21 protein-coding genes are annotated in these 21,227 nt (G+C 70.6%); 9 read left to right on the top strand and 12 right to left on the bottom strand.

Annotated elements, in window-relative coordinates:
- Nucleotides 1-104: 104 nt before the first annotated feature.
- The 3 genes from E1202_RS05280 to E1202_RS05270 all read left to right on the top strand — a co-directional run bounded on the left by E1202_RS05280 (nucleotide 105) and on the right by E1202_RS05270 (nucleotide 3,262).
- Nucleotides 105-1,223, top strand: a complete 1,119-nt coding sequence (locus E1202_RS05280; protein ID WP_235877723.1) for a polyprenyl synthetase family protein — start codon at nucleotides 105-107, stop codon at nucleotides 1,221-1,223.
- A 4-nt stretch (nucleotides 1,224-1,227) separates the two neighbouring features.
- Nucleotides 1,228-2,703 carry a phytoene desaturase family protein gene (crtI, locus tag E1202_RS05275; RefSeq protein WP_132681419.1) on the top strand — a complete coding sequence of 492 codons (1,476 nt, stop codon included), beginning with the start codon at nucleotides 1,228-1,230 and terminating at the stop codon, nucleotides 2,701-2,703.
- Between the two features lie 136 nt (nucleotides 2,704-2,839).
- A complete protein-coding gene (locus E1202_RS05270) occupies nucleotides 2,840-3,262 on the top strand; it encodes a PPOX class F420-dependent oxidoreductase (RefSeq protein ID WP_132681418.1) in 423 nt (140 codons plus the stop codon).
- Between the two features lie 42 nt (nucleotides 3,263-3,304).
- On the opposite strand, the gene E1202_RS05265 is transcribed toward E1202_RS05270, so the two are convergent.
- Nucleotides 3,305-3,670, bottom strand: a complete 366-nt coding sequence (locus tag E1202_RS05265; protein WP_207918473.1) for an Rv2175c family DNA-binding protein — start codon at nucleotides 3,668-3,670, stop codon at nucleotides 3,305-3,307.
- 147 nt (nucleotides 3,671-3,817) lie between these two features.
- On the opposite strand from E1202_RS05265, the gene pknB reads away from it, so the two are divergent.
- Nucleotides 3,818-5,812, top strand: coding sequence for a Stk1 family PASTA domain-containing Ser/Thr kinase (gene pknB / locus E1202_RS05260; RefSeq protein WP_132681417.1), 1,995 nt, complete (start codon nucleotides 3,818-3,820; stop codon nucleotides 5,810-5,812).
- A gap of 216 nt (nucleotides 5,813-6,028) precedes the next feature.
- Complete coding sequence (gene mptB, locus E1202_RS05255) at nucleotides 6,029-7,600, top strand: polyprenol phosphomannose-dependent alpha 1,6 mannosyltransferase MptB (RefSeq protein WP_132681416.1); 1,572 nt, start codon at nucleotides 6,029-6,031, stop codon at nucleotides 7,598-7,600.
- Nucleotides 7,601-7,656: 56 nt separating this feature from the next.
- On the opposite strand, the gene E1202_RS05250 is transcribed toward mptB, so the two are convergent.
- Nucleotides 7,657-9,042: a class II 3-deoxy-7-phosphoheptulonate synthase gene (locus E1202_RS05250; protein ID WP_132681415.1), complete on the bottom strand. Its 1,386-nt coding sequence runs from the start codon at nucleotides 9,040-9,042 to the stop codon at nucleotides 7,657-7,659.
- Nucleotides 9,043-9,292: 250 nt separating this feature from the next.
- Nucleotides 9,293-10,240: a helix-turn-helix domain-containing protein gene (locus tag E1202_RS05245; protein ID WP_132681414.1), complete on the bottom strand. Its 948-nt coding sequence runs from the start codon at nucleotides 10,238-10,240 to the stop codon at nucleotides 9,293-9,295.
- A gap of 91 nt (nucleotides 10,241-10,331) precedes the next feature.
- Here E1202_RS05245 and E1202_RS05240 point away from each other — a divergent pair, with 91 nt between their 5' ends.
- Complete coding sequence (locus tag E1202_RS05240; protein WP_132681413.1) at nucleotides 10,332-10,553, top strand: hypothetical protein; 222 nt, start codon at nucleotides 10,332-10,334, stop codon at nucleotides 10,551-10,553.
- A gap of 183 nt (nucleotides 10,554-10,736) precedes the next feature.
- Nucleotides 10,737-11,561, top strand: a complete 825-nt coding sequence (locus E1202_RS05235; protein ID WP_132681412.1) for a hypothetical protein — start codon at nucleotides 10,737-10,739, stop codon at nucleotides 11,559-11,561.
- On the opposite strand, the gene E1202_RS05230 is transcribed toward E1202_RS05235, so the two are convergent.
- The 4 genes from E1202_RS05230 to E1202_RS05215 all read right to left on the bottom strand — a co-directional run bounded on the left by E1202_RS05230 (nucleotide 11,524) and on the right by E1202_RS05215 (nucleotide 15,604).
- Nucleotides 11,524-13,005 carry an MFS transporter gene (locus E1202_RS05230; protein WP_235877721.1) on the bottom strand — a complete coding sequence of 494 codons (1,482 nt, stop codon included), beginning with the start codon at nucleotides 13,003-13,005 and terminating at the stop codon, nucleotides 11,524-11,526. The two genes, E1202_RS05235 and E1202_RS05230, sit on opposite strands and share 38 nt — an antisense overlap.
- 146 nt (nucleotides 13,006-13,151) lie before the next feature.
- The gene (locus E1202_RS05225) at nucleotides 13,152-14,177 is read right to left on the bottom strand and encodes a 6-phosphofructokinase (protein ID WP_132681521.1); all 1,026 of its coding nucleotides are present in this window, start codon (nucleotides 14,175-14,177) and stop codon (nucleotides 13,152-13,154) included.
- Nucleotides 14,178-14,311: 134 nt separating this feature from the next.
- Nucleotides 14,312-14,812 (bottom strand): polyadenylate-specific 3'-exoribonuclease AS, encoded by a 501-nt coding sequence (locus E1202_RS05220; protein WP_132681410.1) that lies wholly within the window; start codon nucleotides 14,810-14,812, stop codon nucleotides 14,312-14,314.
- A 45-nt stretch (nucleotides 14,813-14,857) separates the two neighbouring features.
- Nucleotides 14,858-15,604: a lysophospholipid acyltransferase family protein gene (locus E1202_RS05215; protein ID WP_132681409.1), complete on the bottom strand. Its 747-nt coding sequence runs from the start codon at nucleotides 15,602-15,604 to the stop codon at nucleotides 14,858-14,860.
- Nucleotides 15,605-15,881: 277 nt separating this feature from the next.
- On the opposite strand from E1202_RS05215, the gene E1202_RS05210 reads away from it, so the two are divergent.
- Both E1202_RS05210 and E1202_RS05205 read left to right on the top strand, forming a co-directional pair.
- Nucleotides 15,882-16,643, top strand: coding sequence for an alpha/beta hydrolase (locus E1202_RS05210; protein ID WP_132681408.1), 762 nt, complete (start codon nucleotides 15,882-15,884; stop codon nucleotides 16,641-16,643).
- Complete coding sequence (locus E1202_RS05205) at nucleotides 16,640-17,122, top strand: DUF308 domain-containing protein (RefSeq protein ID WP_132681407.1); 483 nt, start codon at nucleotides 16,640-16,642, stop codon at nucleotides 17,120-17,122. The genes E1202_RS05210 and E1202_RS05205 overlap by 4 nt, the downstream gene beginning before the upstream one ends.
- 77 nt (nucleotides 17,123-17,199) lie before the next feature.
- Here the strand turns inward: E1202_RS05205 and E1202_RS05200 are convergent, their stop codons facing one another.
- From E1202_RS05200 to E1202_RS05180, 5 genes are all read right to left on the bottom strand, one after another.
- A complete protein-coding gene (locus E1202_RS05200; protein WP_132681406.1) occupies nucleotides 17,200-18,132 on the bottom strand; it encodes an ROK family protein in 933 nt (310 codons plus the stop codon).
- A complete protein-coding gene (locus E1202_RS05195; protein WP_132681405.1) occupies nucleotides 18,126-18,479 on the bottom strand; it encodes a hypothetical protein in 354 nt (117 codons plus the stop codon). The genes E1202_RS05200 and E1202_RS05195 overlap by 7 nt, the downstream gene beginning before the upstream one ends.
- Nucleotides 18,480-18,484: 5 nt before the next feature.
- Nucleotides 18,485-19,705 carry an ArsA family ATPase gene (locus tag E1202_RS05190; RefSeq protein ID WP_132681404.1) on the bottom strand — a complete coding sequence of 407 codons (1,221 nt, stop codon included), beginning with the start codon at nucleotides 19,703-19,705 and terminating at the stop codon, nucleotides 18,485-18,487.
- 8 nt (nucleotides 19,706-19,713) lie between these two features.
- Nucleotides 19,714-20,154, bottom strand: a complete 441-nt coding sequence (locus E1202_RS05185) for an SRPBCC family protein (protein WP_132681403.1) — start codon at nucleotides 20,152-20,154, stop codon at nucleotides 19,714-19,716.
- 90 nt (nucleotides 20,155-20,244) lie between these two features.
- Nucleotides 20,245-21,033, bottom strand: a complete 789-nt coding sequence (locus tag E1202_RS05180; protein WP_132681402.1) for a metallophosphoesterase family protein — start codon at nucleotides 21,031-21,033, stop codon at nucleotides 20,245-20,247.
- Between the last annotated feature and the right edge of the window lie 194 nt (nucleotides 21,034-21,227).

Genomic DNA, 21,227 nt, shown 5'->3' with positions numbered 1-21,227 from the left:
CCCGTAATCGTCACCCTCCGGAGTTCGCCCAGATACGGGGAGCAACGCCGTGGCCCCGCAGGAAGCCGCGTGACCGCATCGCGCAGGATGGAGGTGTGCCTCCCATGTACTCGGCCACCATGCGGGCCGTCGGCGGCAACGCCGATTTCGAAGCTGATCTGCCCGGTCACGTCCAGCGGGTGCTGGCCACCTGCCTGCAGGCCCGGCGCGACGAGGCGGCGGACCTCGACCCCGCCGTCGGGTCCGCGGTGGCCGAGCTCAACGACTTCGTGCTCGGCGGCGGCAAGCGCATCCGCCCGACCTTCGCCTGGTGGGGCTGGCGGGCCTGCGGTGGCGCGGCCAACGGGCCCGAGGCGGAGGCGATGCTCCAGGCCGCCAGCGCCCTGGAGCTGATCCAGACGTGCGCGCTGGTGCACGACGACCTCATCGACGAGTCCGACACGCGGCGCGGCAAACCGACGATCCACCGCCGGTTCCAGCAGCAGCACCGGGACTCCGACTACACCGGCGACGACACCCAGTTCGGCATGGCCGCGGCCGTGCTGCTCGGCGACCTCGCGCTGGCCTGGGCCGACGACATGCTGCACAGCTCGGGCATCCCGGCCGAGGCGATGATGCGGGCGCTGCGGCCGTGGCGCGCGATGCGCACCGAGGTGCTCTCCGGCCAGTACCTGGACGTGCTGGGACAGGTCAACGTCGACGAGTCGCCCGAAGCCGCGTTGAAGATCTGCCTGCTCAAGGCCGCCTCCTACACCGTGCAGCGGCCGCTCGAGCTGGGTGCGGAGATCGCCGGTGCCACGCCCGAGGCGTTGACCGCGCTGCGCCGGTTCGGCTCGGACATCGGCGTGGCGTTCCAGCTGCGCGACGACCTGCTCGGCGTGTTCGGCGACCCCGCGGTCACCGGCAAGCCCGCCGGGGACGACCTGCGCGAGGGCAAGCGCACGGTGCTGATCGCCGAGGCCGTCTCGGCGGCCCACGAGCGCGACGACCAGGCGAAGCTGGACCTGCTGCACGAGGTGCTGGGCGATCCGCTGCTCACCGAGCAGCGCGTGGCGTCGGCCCGCGAGGTGCTCACCGAGCTGGGAGCGGTGGCGGCCGTGGAGAAGCGGATCACCGAGCTGACCGGATCGGCGATGCTCGCGCTGCACACCGCGGGGCTCGACGAGCCCGCGGCGTCTCGGCTGGCAGAGCTGGCCATCGCGGTCACCGACCGAAGCCACTGACGCGATGCGCTCGGTCACCGGACGCACCGACCACGTGGTGATCGTCGGTGCCGGGCTGGCCGGGTTGTCCGCGGCGCTGCACCTGGCCGGTGCGGGGCGGCGGGTGACGGTCGTGGAACGCGCCGGGGTGCCCGGCGGCCGGGCCGGGCTGAAGGTGCTCGACGGGTACCGGATCGACACCGGCCCGACCGTGCTGACGATGCCGGAACTGCTCGACGAAGCGCTGCACGCCGTCGGTTCGTCGGTGCGCGAGCGGCTCGACCTGATCCCGCTGCACCCCGCCTACCAGGCCAGGTTTGCGGACGGATCGGTGCTGGACGTGCACACCGACGCCGAAGCGATGGAGCACGAGGTGCGGCGGCTGGCCGGACCGCGCGAGGCCGACGGGTACCGGCGGCTGCGGCACTGGCTGACCGAGGTCTACCGGGCGGAGATGCACCGGTTCATCGACGCCAACTTCGACTCGCCGCTGGACCTCGTCTCGCCGGAACTGGCGCGGCTGGTGGTGCTCGGGGGCTTCGGCAGGCTCGGCCCGGCGATCGGTCGGTTCCTGCGCGACGAGCGGCTGCGCCGGGTCTTCTCCTTCCAAGCGCTCTACGCCGGTCTGGACCCGCGCCGCGCGCTGGCGCTGTACGCGGTGATCTCCTACATGGACACGATCAACGGCGTGTGGTTCCCGCGCGGCGGCATGCACGCGGTGCCCTCGGCGATGGCCGAGGCGGCAGCGCAGGCCGGGGTGGAGTTCCGGTACGGGACCGAGGTGACCGGGCTGGAGCGCAGCGGCGGCCGGGTCAGCGCGGTGCTCACCGCGGACGAGCGGATCGCCGCAGACGCGGTGGTGCTCACCCCCGACCTGCCCGTGGTGCACCGGCTGCTGGGCAGCCGGCCGAAGCGCCGGTTGCGCTGGTCGCCGTCGGCCGTGGTGCTGCACGCGGGCACCACGCGGAGCTGGTCGTCGGCGCATCACACGATCTCCTTCGGCGAGGCGTGGCAGGGCACCTTCACCGAGATCATCCGCGACGGACGACCGATGACCGACCCGTCCCTGCTGGTCACGCGGCCGACGGCGAGCGACCCTTCGCTGGCGCCGGACGGCCGGGAACTGCACTACGTCCTCGCGCCGTGCCCGAACCTGCAGACCGGACCGATCGACTGGGCGCGCGTGGGCCCCCGCTACCGCGAGGAGCTGGTGCGCGTCCTCGACGACCGGGGGTTCTCCGGGTTCGGCACGGCGATCGAGACGTCCGACCTGGTGACGCCCGTGGAGTGGGCGGCGGAGGGGCATGCCGCGGGCACTCCGTTCTCGGCCGCGCACACCTTCTCCCAAACGGGCCCGTTCCGGCCCAAGAACCTGGTCCGGGGCCTGGGCAACGTCGTGCTCGCGGGTTCCGGGACGACTCCCGGGGTCGGGGTCCCTCCGGTGCTCATCTCGGGGAAGCTCGCCGCGCAGCGGGTCCTGGGCGGTTCGACCTCGAGCTGACCAGGCGAAAGGGACGGTTCGGACCCGCCGCACCCCGGATGGCGGCGCGCCGCTGATGTGGCGATGATGCTCATCGCGGGGATCGGTGATCTTCACGGCTCCGCCGCAACGACACCCCAGTGATCGAGGAGACCTCATGTCCAAGCCGCCGCTGCCGCCCGACGCCGTCGAGCTGTTGCGCCGCGCCAACCCGTCCGTGATCACGACTCTGCGTTCCGACGGCACGCCGGTGTCCACGCCCACCTGGTACCTGTGGGAGGACGACGGCCGGGTGCTGATCAACATGGACGCGGCCCGCGTTCGCCTCAAGCACGTCCAGCGGGACCCGCGCGTGACGCTGAGCGTCCTGGACTCCGGCGACTGGTACACCCACGTCACCGTCGTCGGCCGGGTGACCGAGCTCAAGGACGACGAAGGACTGGTCGACATCGACCGCCTCGCCCACCACTACCTCGGCAACCAGTACCCGAACCGGGAGAACCCGCGGGTCAGCGCCTGGATCGAGGTCGACAGGTGGCACGGCTGGGGCTCGATGAAGGACAACGACCAACCCGGCTGAGCGCGTTCTCCCCGGGTGGCGCCACACCACCCGGGGAGCCCGTCAGAAGCCCAGCGCTTGAGCCCGGCGCTTGACCTCTCGGCCTCGGTCGCCGCGCAACGCGTCGATCGGAGCGCCCGGGAGCGTGTCGTCCGGGGTGAACAGCCACCGGAGGATCTCGTCCTCGTGGTAACCGGCGTCCCGGAGCAGGGTGATCGTGCCGGGCAAGCCCTTCACGATCTCGTCGTCGACGAAGAAGGCGCTGGGCACGCCCAGCTCCTTGTTCCGCCGCAGGGCGAGCAGATGACCATCACGAATGAGTTGATGCACCCGGGTGACGGACCGACCGAGCTTCTCAGCCACGGCGGTCAGCGGCACGACCTCCACATCGGGAGCCAGCACGTCCGGGGCAGCAGGGATTGCAACCACATCGAACACCTTGCCACATGACCGCCCGGCGTGCCGCGCACCGCGCGGGTAAAGTTGTTGATCACCACCTGTGCCCCACCGAGCACCGGTACCGTGCGCGTACCTGCCACAATCGGTGGTGGCAAGGAACCCGGGGAATGGCGAGCGATGACACCTGAGACGCGGCAAGGACAAGGCAACAGCCTCGTCGGAGCCTTTCTCGAGCGTCGCTACCGGGTCGACTCGATCATCGCGCGCGGCGGCATGTCGACCGTGTACCGCGGTCTGGACACCCGCCTGGAGCGCCCGGTCGCGCTGAAGGTGATGGACGCCCGCTACTCGGGCGACCGCTCCTTCGTCGACCGGTTCGAGCGCGAAGCCCGCTCCGCCGCGAAGCTGCACCACAACGACGTCGTGGCCGTCTACGACCAGGGCGTGGACCACGGACCCGACGGCGACCACGTGTTCCTCGTCATGGAGCTGGTCGAGGGGTGCACGCTGCGCGATCTGATCCTGGACCGCGGCGGGAAGCTGCCGCTGGCCATGGCCATCAGCGTGATGCAGCCGGTGCTCTCGGCGCTGGCCTCCGCCCACCGCGCGGGCATGGTGCACCGCGACGTCAAGCCCGAGAACGTGCTCATCGGCAACGACGGGTCGGTCAAGGTCGCCGACTTCGGGCTGGTCCGCGCCGCCGCCGAGGCCGGCACGACCAGCGGGAGCGTCATCCTCGGCACCGTCGCCTACCTCTCCCCCGAGCAGGTCACCACGGGCGCTGCCGACGCCCGCACCGACGTCTACGCCGCCGGGATCGTGCTCTACGAGCTGCTGACCGGCCGTCCGCCCTTCACCGGCGACACCGCGATGTCGGTGGCCTACCAGCACGTCAACGACGACGTGCCGCCTCCCGCGACGACCTCGCCGGAGGTGCCCGACGCCATCGACGCGCTGGTGCTGCGCGCCACCCGGCGCGACCCGGCGCAGCGTCCCGCCGACGCCGAGGCGTTCCTGGCCGAGTTGGAGCAGGTGCGCAGCGACCTGGGCATCGCCCCGGTGGCCGTGCCGGTGCCGGCCTCGGAGGCGACGACCGCGCTGATGCCGCCGGTCGCCGACCCGCCGACCGAGCAGTTCCCGACCGTCCGAGCCCAGCCGACCCGGGTCGAGCCGGTCCCGGCGAACTTCGAGCAGCAGCCGCGCCAGCACACCCGCGCGCTCGCTCGCCCGGCCACCGAGGACTACGACACCCCGCGGCCGGGCGCGGGCATGCAGCCGCAACGGCGCAAGGGCCGCCGCAACGGCGCGATGTGGGCCGCGATCGTGCTGGTCCTGGCCGCGCTGGTGGGCGGCGCGGCGTTCTGGCTCGGCTTCGGCAACTACGTCTCTGTGCCCAGGATCGTCGGGGTGTCCGAGCAGCAGGCCGTCCAGACGCTGGAAGGCGCCGGGCTGACCCCGAACGTGACCAGGGAGAACGACAACGACGTGCCTGAAGGCATCGTGCTCAGCTCGAACCCGACCGAGGGTTCGCAGGTGCGCAGCGGTGGCTCGGTGGACGTCGTGGTCTCACTGGGCAAGCCCGCCGTGCCGCAGATCGCCGCGGGCATCACGGTCGCGGAGGCCGAGAACCTCATCCGCAACGCCAAGCTGCAGCCCAAGCAGGGCTCCTCGGCGCAGTACGACCGCGCAGTGCCCGAGGGGCACGTGATCAGCGTGGATCCGGCTCCGGGCACCCGGGTGAACCTCAATTCCGAAGTGTCGCTGATCGTCAGCAAGGGCCCGCCGCCGGTGCAGGTCCCGGACGTGCGCGGGATGAGCCGCGACGACGCCTTCACCACGCTGAGCAACGCGGGCTTCGAGCCCTACGACGCGGGCCAGCAGTTCGACGGCGACATCGACGCCGGGAAGGTCGTCAGCACCAACCCGACGATCGGCACCGAGGTCAAGCTGGTCGGCCGTCCGCGCATCGGCGTGGTCGTGTCCAACGCCGTTCCGGTGCCCAGCCTCAACGGCATGAAGGTCACCGAGGCGCAGGCGCAGGTGGCTCAGCTCGGGCTCCAGCTCAGCGTGCAGGCGCTGTTCCAGCGCCAGGACATGGTGATCCTGGGCCAGTACCCGCTGCCGGGCAGCCGGGTCCAGCCCGGTTCGGCCATCCACGTCACGGCGTTCTGACGACGCGCTAGCCGGATCGGCGGTCGTCTTTTCGGTGGAAGATCTGCACCCGTCGGCGTGATCCTGATCTCGTGTCCAAGTTGTAACGTTTTTCCGACGTGTGGATCTACCTGGGGCGATCCGGGACGCGAAGATCATCCGTGAACGCGCCGGAACACGCGATCTGACCTGGTCAGAGCCGGGCGGGCGGGCGCTTGTGGAAATATTGAGCGCACCATGGCCCCGATTGTCTCCGTGGAGTCGGCACCAGGAAGGTCCGGACGGACCCACAACACGACAGCCGACCCGTTCAGCTTCGGCGGACGTCTCCCCGGACGTCCGCTGCCCCTGCGCACCATCGCGCTCGGCGCGATCGGTTCCGTCATGCTGCTGGCCGGCTCGGTCGGCGCCGCGGGAACCCTCATCCACGACCCGATCCTCGGCGACGGCCCGCTGTCGGTGCTGCGCTACGGCCACGGCCGCGATGTCGCGGTCACCGTCGTCTACGTGGGATTCGCGCTGCTGGTCTGGGCGTGGGTGCGACTCGGCCGCGGCGTGATCGCACGACTGGTGTCCTCGCGCGGCGTGCTGTGGGCGACGGCCGCCTGGCTGGCGCCGATCCTCATCGCCCCGCCGCTGTTCACCCGCGACGTCTACAGCTACCTCGGCCAAGGGCTGCTCGCGCTCCACGGCCTCGATCCCTACGGCGTGGGCCCGGCGATGCTGACCGGCCCGATCCCGGAGAACGTCCACCCCACCTGGCAGACCACCCCCGCGCCCTACGGCCCGCTGTTCATGGGCGTGGCCAAGGGCGTGATCCTGCTGGCCGGCCACGACGTGATCGCCAGCGTCATCGTCATGCGGCTGGTGCTGCTCGGCGGCCTGGTGCTGCTGATCTGCGCGCTGCCGGGACTCGTCGAGCACCTGGGTGGACGCCTGCCGGTCGCGCTGTGGCTGGTGGCGGCGAGCCCGATGACCGTGGTGCACCTGGTCGGCGGCCCGCACAACGACATGCTCATGATCGGCCTGCTCGCGACGGGCACGCTGGCGATGCTGCGGGGACGGAGCGTGCTGGGCATCGGCCTGGTGTCGGCGGCGATGGCGGTGAAGGCGACCGCCGGGCTGGCGCTGCCGTTCCTGGTGTGGATCTGGGCGGCCCGGCTGGAGGGCCCGAGGCTGCGCCGGTTCGTGCACGCGGTCGTGCCCGCGCTGGGCGTGTTCGCGGTGGTCTTCGGCGCCTGCACGGCGCTGGCGAAGGTCGGTTTCGGCTGGCTGTCGGCGCTGTCGGCACCCGGCATGATCGTGAACTACCTGTCGGCGCCGACCGCTGTCGGCCAGGCCGTGCACACCGTGCTGTCGCTGTTCGGCGAGCTCAACATCTGGCCGATCGTGGGCACCACCCGGACGCTGGGCTCGATGCTGCTGCTGGCGCTGCTGGCCTGGAACTGGTGGCAGGCCCGCGACGGCGGGACCGAAGCCGTGCGGCGCGCGGCGATCGTGCTGTGCTGCGGCGCGCTGCTGTCGCCGGTGGTGCTGCCCTGGTACCTGACCTGGGGCCTCGCCCTAGGCTCGGCGTTCGCCTGGACTCCCCGCGCCCTGTCCTACGTGGTGGGCGCCTCGATCGCGCTGGTGCTCGCCTACTACCCCGACGGCGAGCAGGCGATGTACAACTGGCCGTTCGTCGCGGTCGGCATCGGCGCGGCCGTGCTGGGCGGGATCTCGCTGCTGCGCTTCGACCCGCTCGGGCTGAGCGGTCCCATCCGCGACTTCACCCGCGACCTCCGCGAAGAAAGCCTGCTCCGCCGCTGACCAGAAGCAGAACGGGCCCGGAAACACTTCCGGGCCCGTTCCAGCGAGGGCTTACCTCAGCCGCGCAGCATCTCTGCGACGAGGAAGGCCAGTTCCAGCGACTGCTGGGTGTTCAGGCGCGGGTCGCAGGCGGTCTCGTAGCGACCGGACAGGTCCGAGTCGGAGATCTCCTGGGCGCCGCCCAGGCACTCGGTGACGTCCTCACCGGTCAGCTCGATGTGGATGCCGCCCGGGTGCGTGCCCAGCCGGTTGTGCACCTCGAAGAAGCCCTGCACCTCGTCGACGATGCGGTCGAAGTGGCGCGTCTTGTAACCGGTGCTGGCCTCGTGGGTGTTGCCGTGCATGGGGTCGCACTGCCAGATCACCTGGTGCCCGGAGGCGGTGACCTTCTCCACGATGGCGGGCAGGACGTCGCGGACCTTGCCGTTGCCCATCCGGCTGATCAGCGTGAGCCGGCCCGGCTCGTTGTTCGGGTCCAGCCGCTCGACGTACTCGACGGCCTGCTCGGGCGTGGTGCTCGGGCCGATCTTGAGGCCGATCGGGTTCGAGATCAGCTCGGCGAACGCGATGTGCGCGCCGTCGAGCTGACGGGTGCGGTCGCCGACCCACAGGAAGTGACCGGACAGGTCGTAGAGCCGGGGCGTGTCGCCGCTGTGGTCCAGCCGCAGCATGGCCCGCTCGTAGTCGAGCACCAGCGCCTCGTGGCTGGCGAAGAACTCCACCGAGTGCAGGCTGGAGTCGTCGACGCCGCAGGCGTGCATGAAGCGCAGACCGCGATCGATCTCGGCGGCCACGGACTCGTAGCGCTCACCGGCCGGCGAGTTGAGGACGAAGTCCTTGTTCCAGTCGTGCACCTTGGTCAGCGCGGCCATCCCGGCGCTGGTCAGCGCGCGGGAGAGGTTCATCGCGGCGCTGGCGTTGGCGTAGGCGCGGATCAGCCGCGACGGGTCGTGCCGTCGGGCCTCCTCGGTGGCGACCAGCGAGTTGACCATGTCGCCCCGGTAGGAGGGCAGGCCGAGCGCGTCGGTGTTGCTGGAGCGCGGCTTGGCGTACTGGCCGGCGATCCGCCCGAGCTTGACCACGGGCATGCTCGCGCCGTAGGTCAGCACGACGGCCATCTGCAGCAGGGTCCGGATGTTGCCGCGGATGTGCGGCTCGGTGTTGTCCGCGAACGTCTCCGCGCAGTCACCCCCCTGCAGCAGAAACGCCTCACCGCGGGCGACCGCGGCGAGGTGGTGGCGCAGCTGGTCCACCTCGGAGGGCACGGTCACCGGCGGAACGCTCTCCAGCACCTTGCGAACGTTGCCGACCTCTTGGTCCGGCCACGTCGGCTGCTGAGCCGCGGGGCGAGCCAGGGCGTCATCAAGACGGGCACGCATCTCCGACGGCAGCGGAGGCAACTCGGGCAGGTCATCTACGGGGACGTCGACGGTCCAGTTCACGCGGTCAAGAATAGGCGCTCCGCGCTACTGCTTTTTCGTCGGGAGCGCAGTCTCACACTCGGACCCGCGACGTCCACTACCGGTCGGCGTCGATTCAGTTCCCGCCAACCCCGACCCAGCGCGCGAACTCCACCGCGCCGGCAGGCGCGCGACGCCGCCCGAACATCGCCCGCACGCTCTCCCGCACCGACGGATGCACCCTGACAACACCCATGCCCGAGCCTGGTCGATGTGGTGATGCGCGACACGCTCAGGTCGCCTCGGGTCGACGACTGAAACCCGGCCACCGCGCTCGACCGCGACCGCGCACCAGTGCACGTCGGCGTGGAGCTCGCTCGCCGGTGTTGAAGTACGGCGTCGCGACGGCGCCGCGGCCGATCGCCTCTCTCGACGACCGCATGTGGTCGTCGGCGCGCCCGGCGTCACCGCTGCGCGCGGCGAGCACCGCTGCCCGCAGGTGCAGCTGCGCCTGGACTCCGAGCGCCCGCCCGTCCCGATGCTCGGCGATGCGCCGCAGTGAGCGATCGAGAAGTCGGAGTCCCGCCGAGTAGTGCCCTGCCTGCAGGAAGTGGCTCGACCGGTGCCAGTCGGAGACGGCCACCCTCAGCGGATCACCAGTCGCCGGGGCGAGTGCGACGTGGCGTTCCGAAGCGATCGCCGCCAGGTCCGGATGCCCGAACCTCCCCACCACCGACGTGCTCAGCCGGGAGGCGTCGTGCAACAGGGCTCGGGCTTGTTCGCCGCCGCTGGTGCCCGGCGCGGTTCTCTCGGCCAGGAGGTAGAGGTGGTGCAGCACCTGCGGCAGACCGCGCGCCAGATCGTCGTACCGCTGCCCCGCACGGAGACGTTCCGAGCGGTCCAGGAGCACTCGCAACTCGTGGGGGCCGAGTTCCGGTGCGGTGGGCCGCGGATCGTCGAAGGCGTGCAACGCCTCCCGGAGTTGCGGAATGTCAGCCCGCTCGCTGTGGAAATCCTCGACAGCATCGGACACCCGGACACCGTGCAGCTCGCGGGTGTCGACGCCGAAGACTTTGGCGCAGGCCGCGACGAACGCAGGGCTCGGCGGGGTTCTTCCCTGCTCGACCTTCTTCACCAGGCTGGTCGACACGCACAATCGCGCCGCCAACTGCTGCTGCGTCCACCCGGCGAGCTTGCGCGCCCACGGCGATCCGCGTCCCGGTGCTCTCCACCCGAGCATGGTCCCCGCGTTGTCCCTCAGGCTCGCACGTCACTCCTAGTGTCATTCGCGCAACGTTAGGTAATCGTCAGTGTCGAGTTGGAGGTACCGAATGACCGAGGCCGCACGCTACTTCTGGCTCCCGGTAGCGGACGAGAAGAGCGGCTACGGGCTCACCCGGCACGCCTTCCCAGGAAGACGAGCGGACGCCGACCTCGCGCAACCAGCCCACTGCGGCCAAACCTTCGCCCTCGCAACCCCCTCCGAAATGGACTGGATCTGCGCCCCCACCTGCCAGGACTGCAACGACACCCTCAAAGCCACGCGCCGCTGACCCCATCCCTGGCACACGGGAGACGCCCGCCCACCCGGCCGACCTCGCCGATCACTGCCCCGCGGAGGCGACGACGCGGGGCGACGATTTCGCGCGAAATCGTTCTCTCCGGCCGGAAACGCCCTCTCGCCGGCGGATGCGGCGCTATCCTCCGCCGCGTCGCGATCTTGAGAGGAGCGGTTGGTGACGCAGACGCGCTGGGGTGAGTCGGGGCAGGAAGCGCCGGAGAAACCGCCGAAGAGCGGCGTGCTCGCGAATCCGGTGTGGGCATTGCTCGGCATCGCCGCGAACGCAGCCGGTTTCGCCAGCTTCGTGGCCAACCCGACCCCGTTCATCTCCGCGTTCATCGCCGTGGTGGCCGTGGCGCTGGGAACGATGGGGCTGTGGACCAGCTGCGGCAAACCCGTGGGCGTGAAGGTGATCCTCTCGGTCGCGGTGATCGTCGCCGGTTCGGTTCTTCTCTCCGTGATCATCACAAGGGCCGTGGTCTCCGCGCCCACCAGCGGAGATCAGCAGTCCGGCACCGAGCAGACAACTCCGCCTTCGACGACGGGCCGGGGCGACGCTCCGGTCTCGTCTCCGGCATCGACACCGGCCACGTCGTCGCAGGCCGCGCCCGCCCCGGCCGAATCCGGGATCGCCCGAGCGAGCGGCGACAAGCCCATCGCGCTGACGTCGTCCTACGCGCTGGACCTCGACTCGCGCGAGCCCTACTGGATCGCGAAGCCAACATCGAGCAGCAGCAACTCCGGTCTCACCGACGACCTCAGCAATTCGGGCGGATACCTGAGCGCGCCGCACGACCTGGCCTACATGGGCAACGGACAACCCACGCTCGACGACTGCATCCGAGCTCCGTACAAGAGCCAAGCCAGCTACGAAGAAGCCGTCACCGGCGCGGCGTTCTGCGTGAAGACCTCCAGCGGCACCTACGGCCGGGTCACCATCCTCCAAGGCGAAGGGAGCCAGCTCATGCTGGACGTCGTGGTGTGGAAGAAGCCCTACTGACCTGCGCTCGCTCGGATTCCGCTTCGGCGGCGTCGGCGTCGTAGCCGACCGGTTCCCAGCGCTTGGCGATCAGGGCGATGAGGCCCATGAGGGGCGCTAGGGCGATCACCCAGAAGACGCCGCTGGCGAGAGCTGTGCTCAGGACCGGGAAGAAGAACAGGGCCAGCGTCGAGCCGACGCGCAACGTGCCCTGGTTGAAGCCGAGGCCGGTGCCGCGCATCGACGTCGGGTAGCTCAGCGACGCGAAGCTCATGAAGTGCGCGCCGGGACCGGAGGCCTGGGCGAACATGAACGCGCCGAGCGCGGCGATGGCGAACAGCACGTAGGCCGTGCCGTCCGGCTTGCCGATCAGGGCCAGCGCCACCAGCGAGGCCAGCTGGACGGAGAATCCGACGAACGTCAGCTTCCACGCGCCGACCCGGTTGGCCAGCCGGATCCCCAGCACACCACCGGTGACCGCGAAGACCAGGTTGAGCACCAGCGATGCGCTGATCGTGTTCAGCGCGCCCTGCGCCAGGATGCTGGCGATGATCACCGGCAGGCCGTAGGCGACCGCGTTGTAGCCGAAGGTCTGCGCCAGGCCGATCGTCAGGGCTTGGAAGGTGCGGGCCCGGTAGCGGCGCTCGAAGAGCCGCTTGACCTCCGGAAGCCCCTTGCGCTCGGGCTTCTCGGGAACCTGCGCGTCCTCGGCGACGGTGGCGTTCACGCCGTAGGAGCGGGTGAGGATCTCCGCCGCGCGCCGCAGATCACCGTTGTCGGCCGCCCAGGACGGGGACTCGTTCATGTACTTGTTGCGCACCAGCAGGATCACCAGCGCGGGCACCGCGCCGAATCCGACGGTGAACCGCCACAGCAGGCCGTGGTGGGCCTCCGGCAGCAGGAAGTAGAGCGCCATGATCACCACGTAGCAACCGCTGGTGGCCACGTACCAGGCCGTCGACCAGGACGCGGTGCGCGCGCCCTTGCTGCCCTTGCCGCGCAGCCGGGAGAACTCCGCGAGGAAGGCCATCGCCACGGGGATGTCCATGCCGACGCCGAAGCCCATCAGGAACCGGAAGAAGATCAGCACCTCGGCGTTGGGGGCGAGCGCGCAGCCCAGCGCCGAGATCACGAAGAACAGCATGTCGGCCATGAACACGCGGTAGCGGCCGAGCCTGTCGACCAGCACGCCGCCGAACCAGGCGCCGAGGATCGCGCCCACGCTGATCGAGGCCGTCACCGCGCCCGCGCCCACCGAGGTCAGGCCGAACTGCTGCTTGATGTCGGTGATGCCGTAGGCCAGCGAGGTCAGGTCGTAGGCGTCCAGGAAGATCCCGCCCAGCGCCAGCAGGACGATCATCTTCGCGTGACTGCCGCGCGCCGCACCCGAGTTGACCAGTTCGGTGACGTCCTGCGCCGAGCGGATGAGCACCGGCGGGCGCTCGGCGGCGGATTGCGTGGACACGCGGGCTCCTTCGGGATGAACGGGGATGTCGGCCGCAACGCTGCGAACCGTTCGAATCGCGAAGGAAGAGCCTAACCGGATGAGAACACGCGTCCACATGATGGAACGCGGGGGCCTCGCTCGAGGCCCCCGCGTTGCCGGGTGGGTCAGCCGAAGAGGACTTCGGCTTCGGCGAGGCGTTCCTTGGGGACCGTTTTGAGCGCCGCCGTCGCTTCGCTGAGCGGGACCCGCACGATGTCGGTGCCGCGCAGGGCGACCATCTTGCCGTGGTCGCCGTCGGTGATGGCGTCGATGGCGTGCAGGCCGAAGCGGGTGGCCAGCACCCGGTCGTAGGCCGTGGGGGTGCCGCCGCGCTGGGTGTGACCGAGCACGACCGCGCGGGACTCCTTGCCGGTCCGGTTGGCGATCTCATCGGCCAGCCAGGTGCCGACGCCGCCGAGCCGGACGTGCCCGAACGCGTCCTTCTCGCCACCGGCCAGCAGCTCCTCGCCGCCCTCCGGAATCGCGCCCTCCGCGACGACGATGATCGGCGCGTACTGGCGCTCGAAGCGCTGCTGGACCCAGTCCACGACGCGCTCGACGCTGAACTCCTGCTCCGGCACCAAGATCACGTTCGCGCCGCCCGCCAAGCCCGAGTGCAGGGCGATCCAGCCCGCGTGCCGACCCATCACCTCGACCACCAGCGCGCGGTGGTGCGACTCGGCCGTCGTGCGCAGCCGGTCGATCGCCTCGGTGGCGATGTGCACGGCGGTGTCGAAGCCGAAGGTGTAGTCGGTGGCGTCGAGATCGTTGTCGATCGTCTTCGGCACGCCCACCACCGGCACGCCCTCCTGGGTGAGCTTCTCGGCCACGCCGAGGGTGTCCTCACCGCCGATGGCGACCAGCGCGTCGATCCGGTGCTCGGCGATCGTGGCCTTGAGCCGGTCCACGCCACCGTCGACCTTGTACGGGTTGGTGCGCGAGGAACCGAGGATCGTGCCACCGCGGTTGAGGATCTCCTCCACCTTGTCCAGCGTCAGCGGCGTCGTCAGGCCTTCGATCGGGCCGAGCCAGCCGTTCCGGAATCCGATGATCTCGTGCCCGAAGACCGAGATCCCCTTGCGGGTCACCGCGCGGAGCACCGCGTTGAGCCCTGGGCAGTCGCCGCCACCGGTGAGTACTCCGACACGCATTCCAGCGGACATCGCTGTTGCCGCCTCCTCGAATCCAACCCGTCAGTGATCCACGTCTCCCCCTCGGGACAGCGTTGCACGGACTGGATCGGTGCAGCAAGAACCTCACGCGCTTACTCGCCGGTATGGCGGAATCACAGCGGGTATCCGCGCTTGCGCTGGATCTCCTCGATGACCTTCCAGCGCTCGAGGTTGTGCTTGGCGTCGGCGAGCGCGTCGTGGGCGTTGTCCGGGGCCGACGGCAGCTTGGGCTTGCCGACGTCCTCCCAGCGCTGCCGCAGGTCGCGGGTGAACTTCGGGATCCGGGACGGCAGCGTCGGCATCGGCCCCCACAGCTGCGCCAGCGCCACGTGGTCGTAGGCGGCGTACCAGGCCCAGAGCTCGATGTTCCCGCTGCGCGAGGTGAGGAACTTGTACAGGTCCTCGCGGATGCGGGACCGGGACTTCCAGCACTGCTCGGCCGGCGGCGGCAACTGCGGCAGGACGTGCTCACGCACCCAGGCGCCCGCGCGGGCGGCGTCGAACTCGGTGGACACCGCGTAGAACTCGCGACCCGTCTCGTCGACCACACCGATCGACACCAGCTCGATGGTCCGCCCGTCCTCGATGAACTCGCAGTCGTAGAAGTACCGCACCCACGAAGCGTATGCGGCCTCGTTCGAGCTGCTCGGTCCGGCCCGTCAGCCCGCCTTGGACTGCGGGAGCCGCGAAGCCGAACTGGTGCTCCACCCGCCCAGGTCGTTGCCCTGCGCGGCCAGCTCGTCCTTGACCTTGGAGGCGTAGACGTCGACGTACTCCTGGCCGGAGAGCTCCATCAGGGCGTACATGATCTCGTCGGTGATCGAGCGCTCGACGAAGCGGTCGCCGGCCATGCCCTCGTAGCGCGAGAAGTCCAGCGGCTCGCCGACCTTGACCACGACCTTGTGCGGCCACCACATCTTCGAGCCGATCGGGTTGACCTTGTCGGTGCCGAACATGGCGATCGGGATGACCTGCGTCCCCGACTCCAGCGCCATCCGGGCCACACCGGTCTTGCCCTTGTAGAGACGGCCGTCCGGGGAGCGGGTGCCCTCCGGGTAGACGCCCAGCAGCTTGCCCTCCGACAGCAGCCGCACACCCGTGTCGAGGGCGGCCTGCGCGGCGGCACCGCTGGAGCGGTCGATCGGCACCTGACCGACACCGGAGAAGAACGCCTTCTTGAACTTGCCGCGCACTCCCTTGCCGGTGAAGTACTCGCGCTTGGCCAGGAACGTCACCCGGCGCGGCATCATCAGCGGCATGAAGAACGAGTCGGCGACGGCCATGTGGTTGCTGACCAAGATCGCGCCCCCCTCGCGCGGCACGCGCTCGACGCCTTCGACTCGCGGGCGGCAGAACAACTTCATGAGGGGACCGAGCAGTAGGTGTTTCATCACCCAGTACATCACGGCGCCGCCGCCTCCTCACGCGCGAAACTTTGCTGTTCAGCCTACGGAGCGCGAACTTTGCGCACAATGAGCACCGTCCGGAAACCGATCACGTCACACCTGGTATGGAATCCTCCGTTCCGCTCGTTGTCCGCATCGGCGCGAACAGCGGATCCTCGGACGCTCACGAGCCAGTCCCAATCGTCGGCTCCGCGTGCGACGATGAAGCGCAACAGGCACAGCGGCCCCGTGGCGTTCGAGCCGGGTGGGAGGTTCACGGGTGGGAGGAACAGGGTCAGTGCTAGTCGGCGCAGAACCATTCGCGCACGAGGGCTCCGACGACATCGGCGTGCTGCTGTGCCACGGCTTCACCAGCACGCCGCAGAGCATGCGGGGCTGGGCCGAACACCTGGCCGAAGCCGGCCACACCGTGCGCTGCCCGCTGCTCCCCGGCCACGGAACGCGGTGGCAGGAACTCAACCGGACGACCTGGCGCGACTGGTACGGCGCTGTCGAGCAAGCGCTCGACGAGCTGCGCGACCGGTGCCGGTCGGTGTTCGTCTTCGGCCTGTCGATGGGCGGCACGCTGACGCTGCGCCTCGCCGAGCAGAACCCCGACATCGCCGGGATCGTGCTGGTCAACCCGTCGGTGATGACCCTGCGCAAGGAGGCAAAGCTGCTGCCGGTGCTCAGCCGGGTGGTTCCGTCGCTGGCCGCCATCGCCGGTGACATCGCCAAACCGGAGGTCGTGGAACTGGCCTACTCGCGCCTGCCGCTGCGCGGCATGGCGAGCCTGCAGCAGCTGTGGGGCGTGGTGCGGGCCGACCTCGGATCGGTCCGGCAGCCGCTGCTCCTGCTGCACTCCGCGGTGGACCACGTCGTGGAGCCGGAGAACTCCGCGATCGTGCTGAACGAGGTGGGCAGCCAGGACGTCACCGAGGTCGTGCTCGACGACAGCTACCACGTCGCGACGCTGGACCACGACGCACCGAGGATCTTCAGCGACAGCGTCGAGTTCGTGCACCGCGTCCACGGCGCACGGGTCGGGGAATCGGCATGAGCGCCCGCCACAACTCCTCGGACGGGCCCGAGGACATCGACGCCGCCTTCGCCGAGATCGTCGCCGACCTCGAGCGCGACACCAAGTTCGGCAAGTGGCCGGGCGAGGAGGACGACGCGCAGCCGCAGCCGTCCTCGGACGAGCAGACGCGCCCGGCGTCCGACGCACCGGACGAGACCAAGCCGGTGGAGCCGCCCGCCGAGCAAGGACCGCGCGATTGGGCTCCGGCGGCGGAAGAGGAGGAGCACTTCGTTCCGCCCGAGCCTCCGCCGCTGCCGATCCCGCGCCCGGCGACGTTCCTCGGAGTCGGGGTCGTGGTGCTCGGCGTGCTGGTGCTGCTGATCCCCGGACTGGCGGGCATCGCGGCGACCGTGAAGCTGCCGCTGGGGCTGGTGCTGATCAGCGCCGGGATCGGCTGGCTGCTCTTCCGGCTCCGGCAGACGCCGCCCAGCGATTCCGACGACGGCGCGCAGGTCTAGCAGTCTGCGGGTCGCCGCTGTGCTCGGCGGTTCGGGGAGCGGAACCTGAGCGGCTCTGCCGCTGCGCTCACCCGCTCTCAGGACACCTTCGGGCCGGTCAGGACGTGCTGGCGCGCCATGGCTGCCGCCCCGATCATCGCCGCCGGGTCGCCGTGGTGGGCGACCCGGACCCGGGCGAGAGGCCGGTGACCGGAACCGGTGACGGCCGCGGCGTAGTGATCGCGGGCCTTGTCCAGGAACAGGTGCGCGGAGTCGGAGACACCACCGGAGATGACCACGACCTCGGGGTCGTAGACGTCGGCGACCAACGCCAGCCCCTCCCCCAGCCAGCGGGCCAGGTCGTCCATCGCGCAGACCGCGACCTCGTCGCCGGCGTCCGCGGCGCGGGCGACGTCGAGGCCGGACGGTTCCGCCGGGAGCGACGTGGTGCCGGTTCCGACGAGTTCGGCGGCGGTCGCGGCCAGCGCGGTTCCGCTGCAGTAGCGCTCCCAGCAGCCGCTCTTGCCGCACGGGCACTTCCGACCACCCGGCACCAACCGCAGGTGGCCGAGTTCCGGGGCGACGCCGAACGCGCCTCGGAAGACCTCGCCGTCGATCACCAGCGCACCGCCGATGCCGGTCCCGAGCGCCACGAGCGCCGCGACCCCGGCGCCGACCGCAGCGCCGAAGCGCTGCTCGGCCACGGCCGCCGCGTTCGCGTCGTGCTCCAGCACCACCGGGAGCCCCAGCCGGTGGGAGAGCTCGTCGGCGACGGCGACGTGCCGCCACGGCAGGTGCGGCGCGAACCGCACCACCCGCCGGTCTTCGCTGACGAAACCCGCGACCGCCAGACCGACTCCGTCGATCGGGTACTGGTCGGTGAGCACCCGGACCGTGTCGGCGATGGCCGTGTTGAGCTCCGGCCCCGTCTTCGGGGTCGGCACCCGGTGCGTCCGCAGGATCTGGCCGTGCTCGTCCGCCACGGCCGCGCGCACGCTGGTACCGCCCACGTCCACGCCGATGGTCAGCACACCGCGTCTCTCTCCGCCAAGACCGGTCCCGCGACCCGCTGGACCTGAATGCGCTGCACCTTCGGCTCCTCCGGCTGAGCCTCCTCCGGCTCGTCCGCGGAGGGCTCGGCGCGGTCGGCCAGCGCTTGCCGCAGCTGCTGGACGATGCCCAGCAGCTGGTCGTTGAGCTCGGGACGCTGCCCGCGCGACAGGTCCATCGCGGCGCACAGGGGGCAACAGCCGCAGCCCGCACCGGACTCGTCCGGCTGCCCTTCGCGCGGGCAGCCGCGCAGGTACTCCTCCGCCTTGCCCGCCAGGGCGTCCAACAGCAGCCGCAGCTCTTCGAGCAGTTGATCGTGCTCGCGCATCTGGATCACCGCATCCACAGATCGGGGTCGGGACGGAACCGCACCGTCAGCCCGTCGTCACCGGCCACGGCCGAGGTCACCACGCACCGCTGCAGCACAGCGGGCAGGGCGACCAGCCGTCGCCGTCCATCGACGGTAATCGCCAGCTCGGGTCCGATCCGGGCCAGGTCCAGCTCGGCCGCCGGGTGCAGCGGCAGACCGATGCGCAGCGTGTACTCCGCGTCCAGCGATTTGCCGCCGCCACCGCCGACGCGCATCTCCGGCGGGGTCGCGTCGTTGGCGAGCGGGTCGCCGTCGCCGTAGAGCTCGGCGCCGAGTTCCAGCAGCTGCGCGGTGCCGACCGGCTCGGCGGCCCGGTGCACGACGGTGCGCAGCGGCAGGTCGGTGGCCGCGCGCAGCGTGTCGAGGACCGCCTCCTGCTCCTTGCGGCGCGTCCGCAGCCAGCCGGCGGCGTCACCCCGGGCCGAACCCGGGTGCGGGACCACGCGATTGGCGACGAGCCCGTCGACGCGGATCCGCTGCAGCGCGAGGGCCGTCAGCGTCCGGCGGGTCTCGGCGGCGACGACCGATTCCGGCGTCAGCACCAGGCGAACGCTGGTGCCGGGGTCGGTGAGCATGTCCTTGAGCGCGGACAGCTGCTCGGCGAGCCTGCCGAGCCCGTCGGCGACGGCGTCCCAGCGCTCCACCTGGTCGCTGCCGGCGATGCCGGCCAGCAGTCCGCGAACGGCCCTGCGATGAGCGGGGAACAGCCGTTCCAGGTATCCGGCCAGGGACTCCGGAAGGGCCAGCAGGCGCAGCGTTTCCGCGGTCGGGCCGCAGTCGACGATGACGGTGTCCCACAGCCCGCTGCTCGCGAGCCGGTGCACCTCGGTCAGCGCGAGCAGGTCCTCGACGCCGGGCAGCACGGTGAGCTCCTCGGCGTCGACCTCGCCGACTCCCGCGCCGCGCAACAGGGTTCGCAGGTGTTCTCGGAGCTCGCGCCAGGTCCCGTCGACGAGGCTGCGGGTCTGCACCTCGGCGGCGTGCAGCACCGCGCCGGTGTCACCGACGCGGACCTCGGCGGGTTGCGCGCCCAGGCCGGCTCCGAGCGCGTCGGCCAGCGAGTGGGCCGGGTCGGTCGAGACCGCCAGCACCTTGCCGCCGTCGCCCGCGACGCGCGCGGCAGTGGCCGCGGCCAGGGTCGTCTTGCCGACCCCGCCCTTTCCGGTGAACAGCAGGATGCGCAATGGGCGATCTATTCCGCTTCCACGCGGCGCTTGAGCTCCTTGAGCGCCGTATCCATGATCATCTTCTCCGCCTTGCGCCGGAACAGGCCGATCATCGGGATCGCCAGGTCGACCGCGAGGCTGTAGGTGACCTCGGTGCGCGCGTCACCGAGCGGCTTGAGCGTGTAGCTGCCCTTCTGGGCCTTCTGCACCTGGCCTTCGACCAGCTCCCAGCTCACCGAGAGTCCGTCGGCGGCCCAGCTGTAGACGTTGGTGTAGGTGTCCTTGACCACGCCCGCGTCCAGCACGAAGCGGACCCGCTCGGCGCTCCCGCCGGAGTTCTGGGAGAGCACCTCGGTCTCCTTGACCGCTTCCGCCCACTCCGGATACGCCGGGAAATCCGCGATGACCGCCATGATCCGCGCAGCGGGGGCCTCGATCTCGATGGACTGGGTGGACTGATCGACCATGCGCGCAGGCTACCGGGTAGCCACCCGCGCGGCGTCAACGAGGAGCGAGGTTTCTGCGAAGTCCGCGAAACTCACCTCCTCGGGCGTCGTTCACCACCGCAGGACGTACGGCCGCTCCGTCCGCTTGAAGTGCCCGACGTTGACGCACTCGGTGCAGCCGATGCGCATCCGCTGCGACAGCGGCTGGTGCACGTGCCCGAACAGCGACCACCGGGGCTGATCAGCGTTGATGCGCGCCAGCACGCTGGCGGAACCGGCCTCCTGGCTGCGCGCCACCACGTCGTAGGTCAGCTCGGCGACGGCGGGCGGCTGGTGGGTGCACAGCACGTCCACCGCGGGCAGCGAGGCGACCGCCTCGTCGTACTCCTCCGCGACACGCAGGTAGGGCACCCAGGCCGAGTGGGCGCGCAGCGTCGCTCCTTCGGGCAACCGAACGCCACCGACGAACCCGAACGTCAGCCCGCCGATCTCGGTCGTCTCGCCGTCGAGGACGTGGATGCCCTCGCGCGCGAACTCGGGCCACAGGTAGGGCGCGTCGACGTTGCCCGGCGTCGCGTAGGTGGGCGCGGTCATCGCGCCGAACAGCTCCGCGTACTGCTCGCGCACGGCGTCGGCGACCGTCTGGGCCGGGTCGGTCAGGCTCGCCCACAGCGAGCGGATGTAGGCCCCGAACTCCGGGCCGCGGCGGCTGCGCCGCAGCTCCGCGAACCGCTCGACCTTCTCCGCGCCGAAGACGCGGCCGAGGATGCCGTTGCCGTGATCGTGGTAGTCGACGAAGTCGATCAGGTCACCCAGCACGACCAGCGCGTCGGCCCCGTCGCCGGCGCGCTTGAGCGCCTCGACGTTGCCATGGACGTCGGACACGACGTGAACGCGCAACTTCCAACCCCACTTCCGCGATGACGGCTTCTGTCGAACCTAATCCGCCGAGGTGCCGGATCGCACCGCCCGTTGTGCACTTGTTCTTACCCGCCGGCGCCGCACCCGTCGCGCCGCCGACCGGTGGACGATCGTCCGAATGGAAGAGGTTTAGGCTGTGCCCGCTGGTGTGGCCTGAGATAACGGGGGCTACC

The sequence above is a fragment of the Saccharopolyspora karakumensis genome (genome assembly GCF_004349225.1).
Taxonomy (GTDB): domain Bacteria; phylum Actinomycetota; class Actinomycetes; order Mycobacteriales; family Pseudonocardiaceae; genus Saccharopolyspora; species Saccharopolyspora endophytica.
The sequence above is the reverse complement of the archived record's forward strand: the minus strand, read 5'-3'. Positions and strand labels throughout refer to the sequence as shown.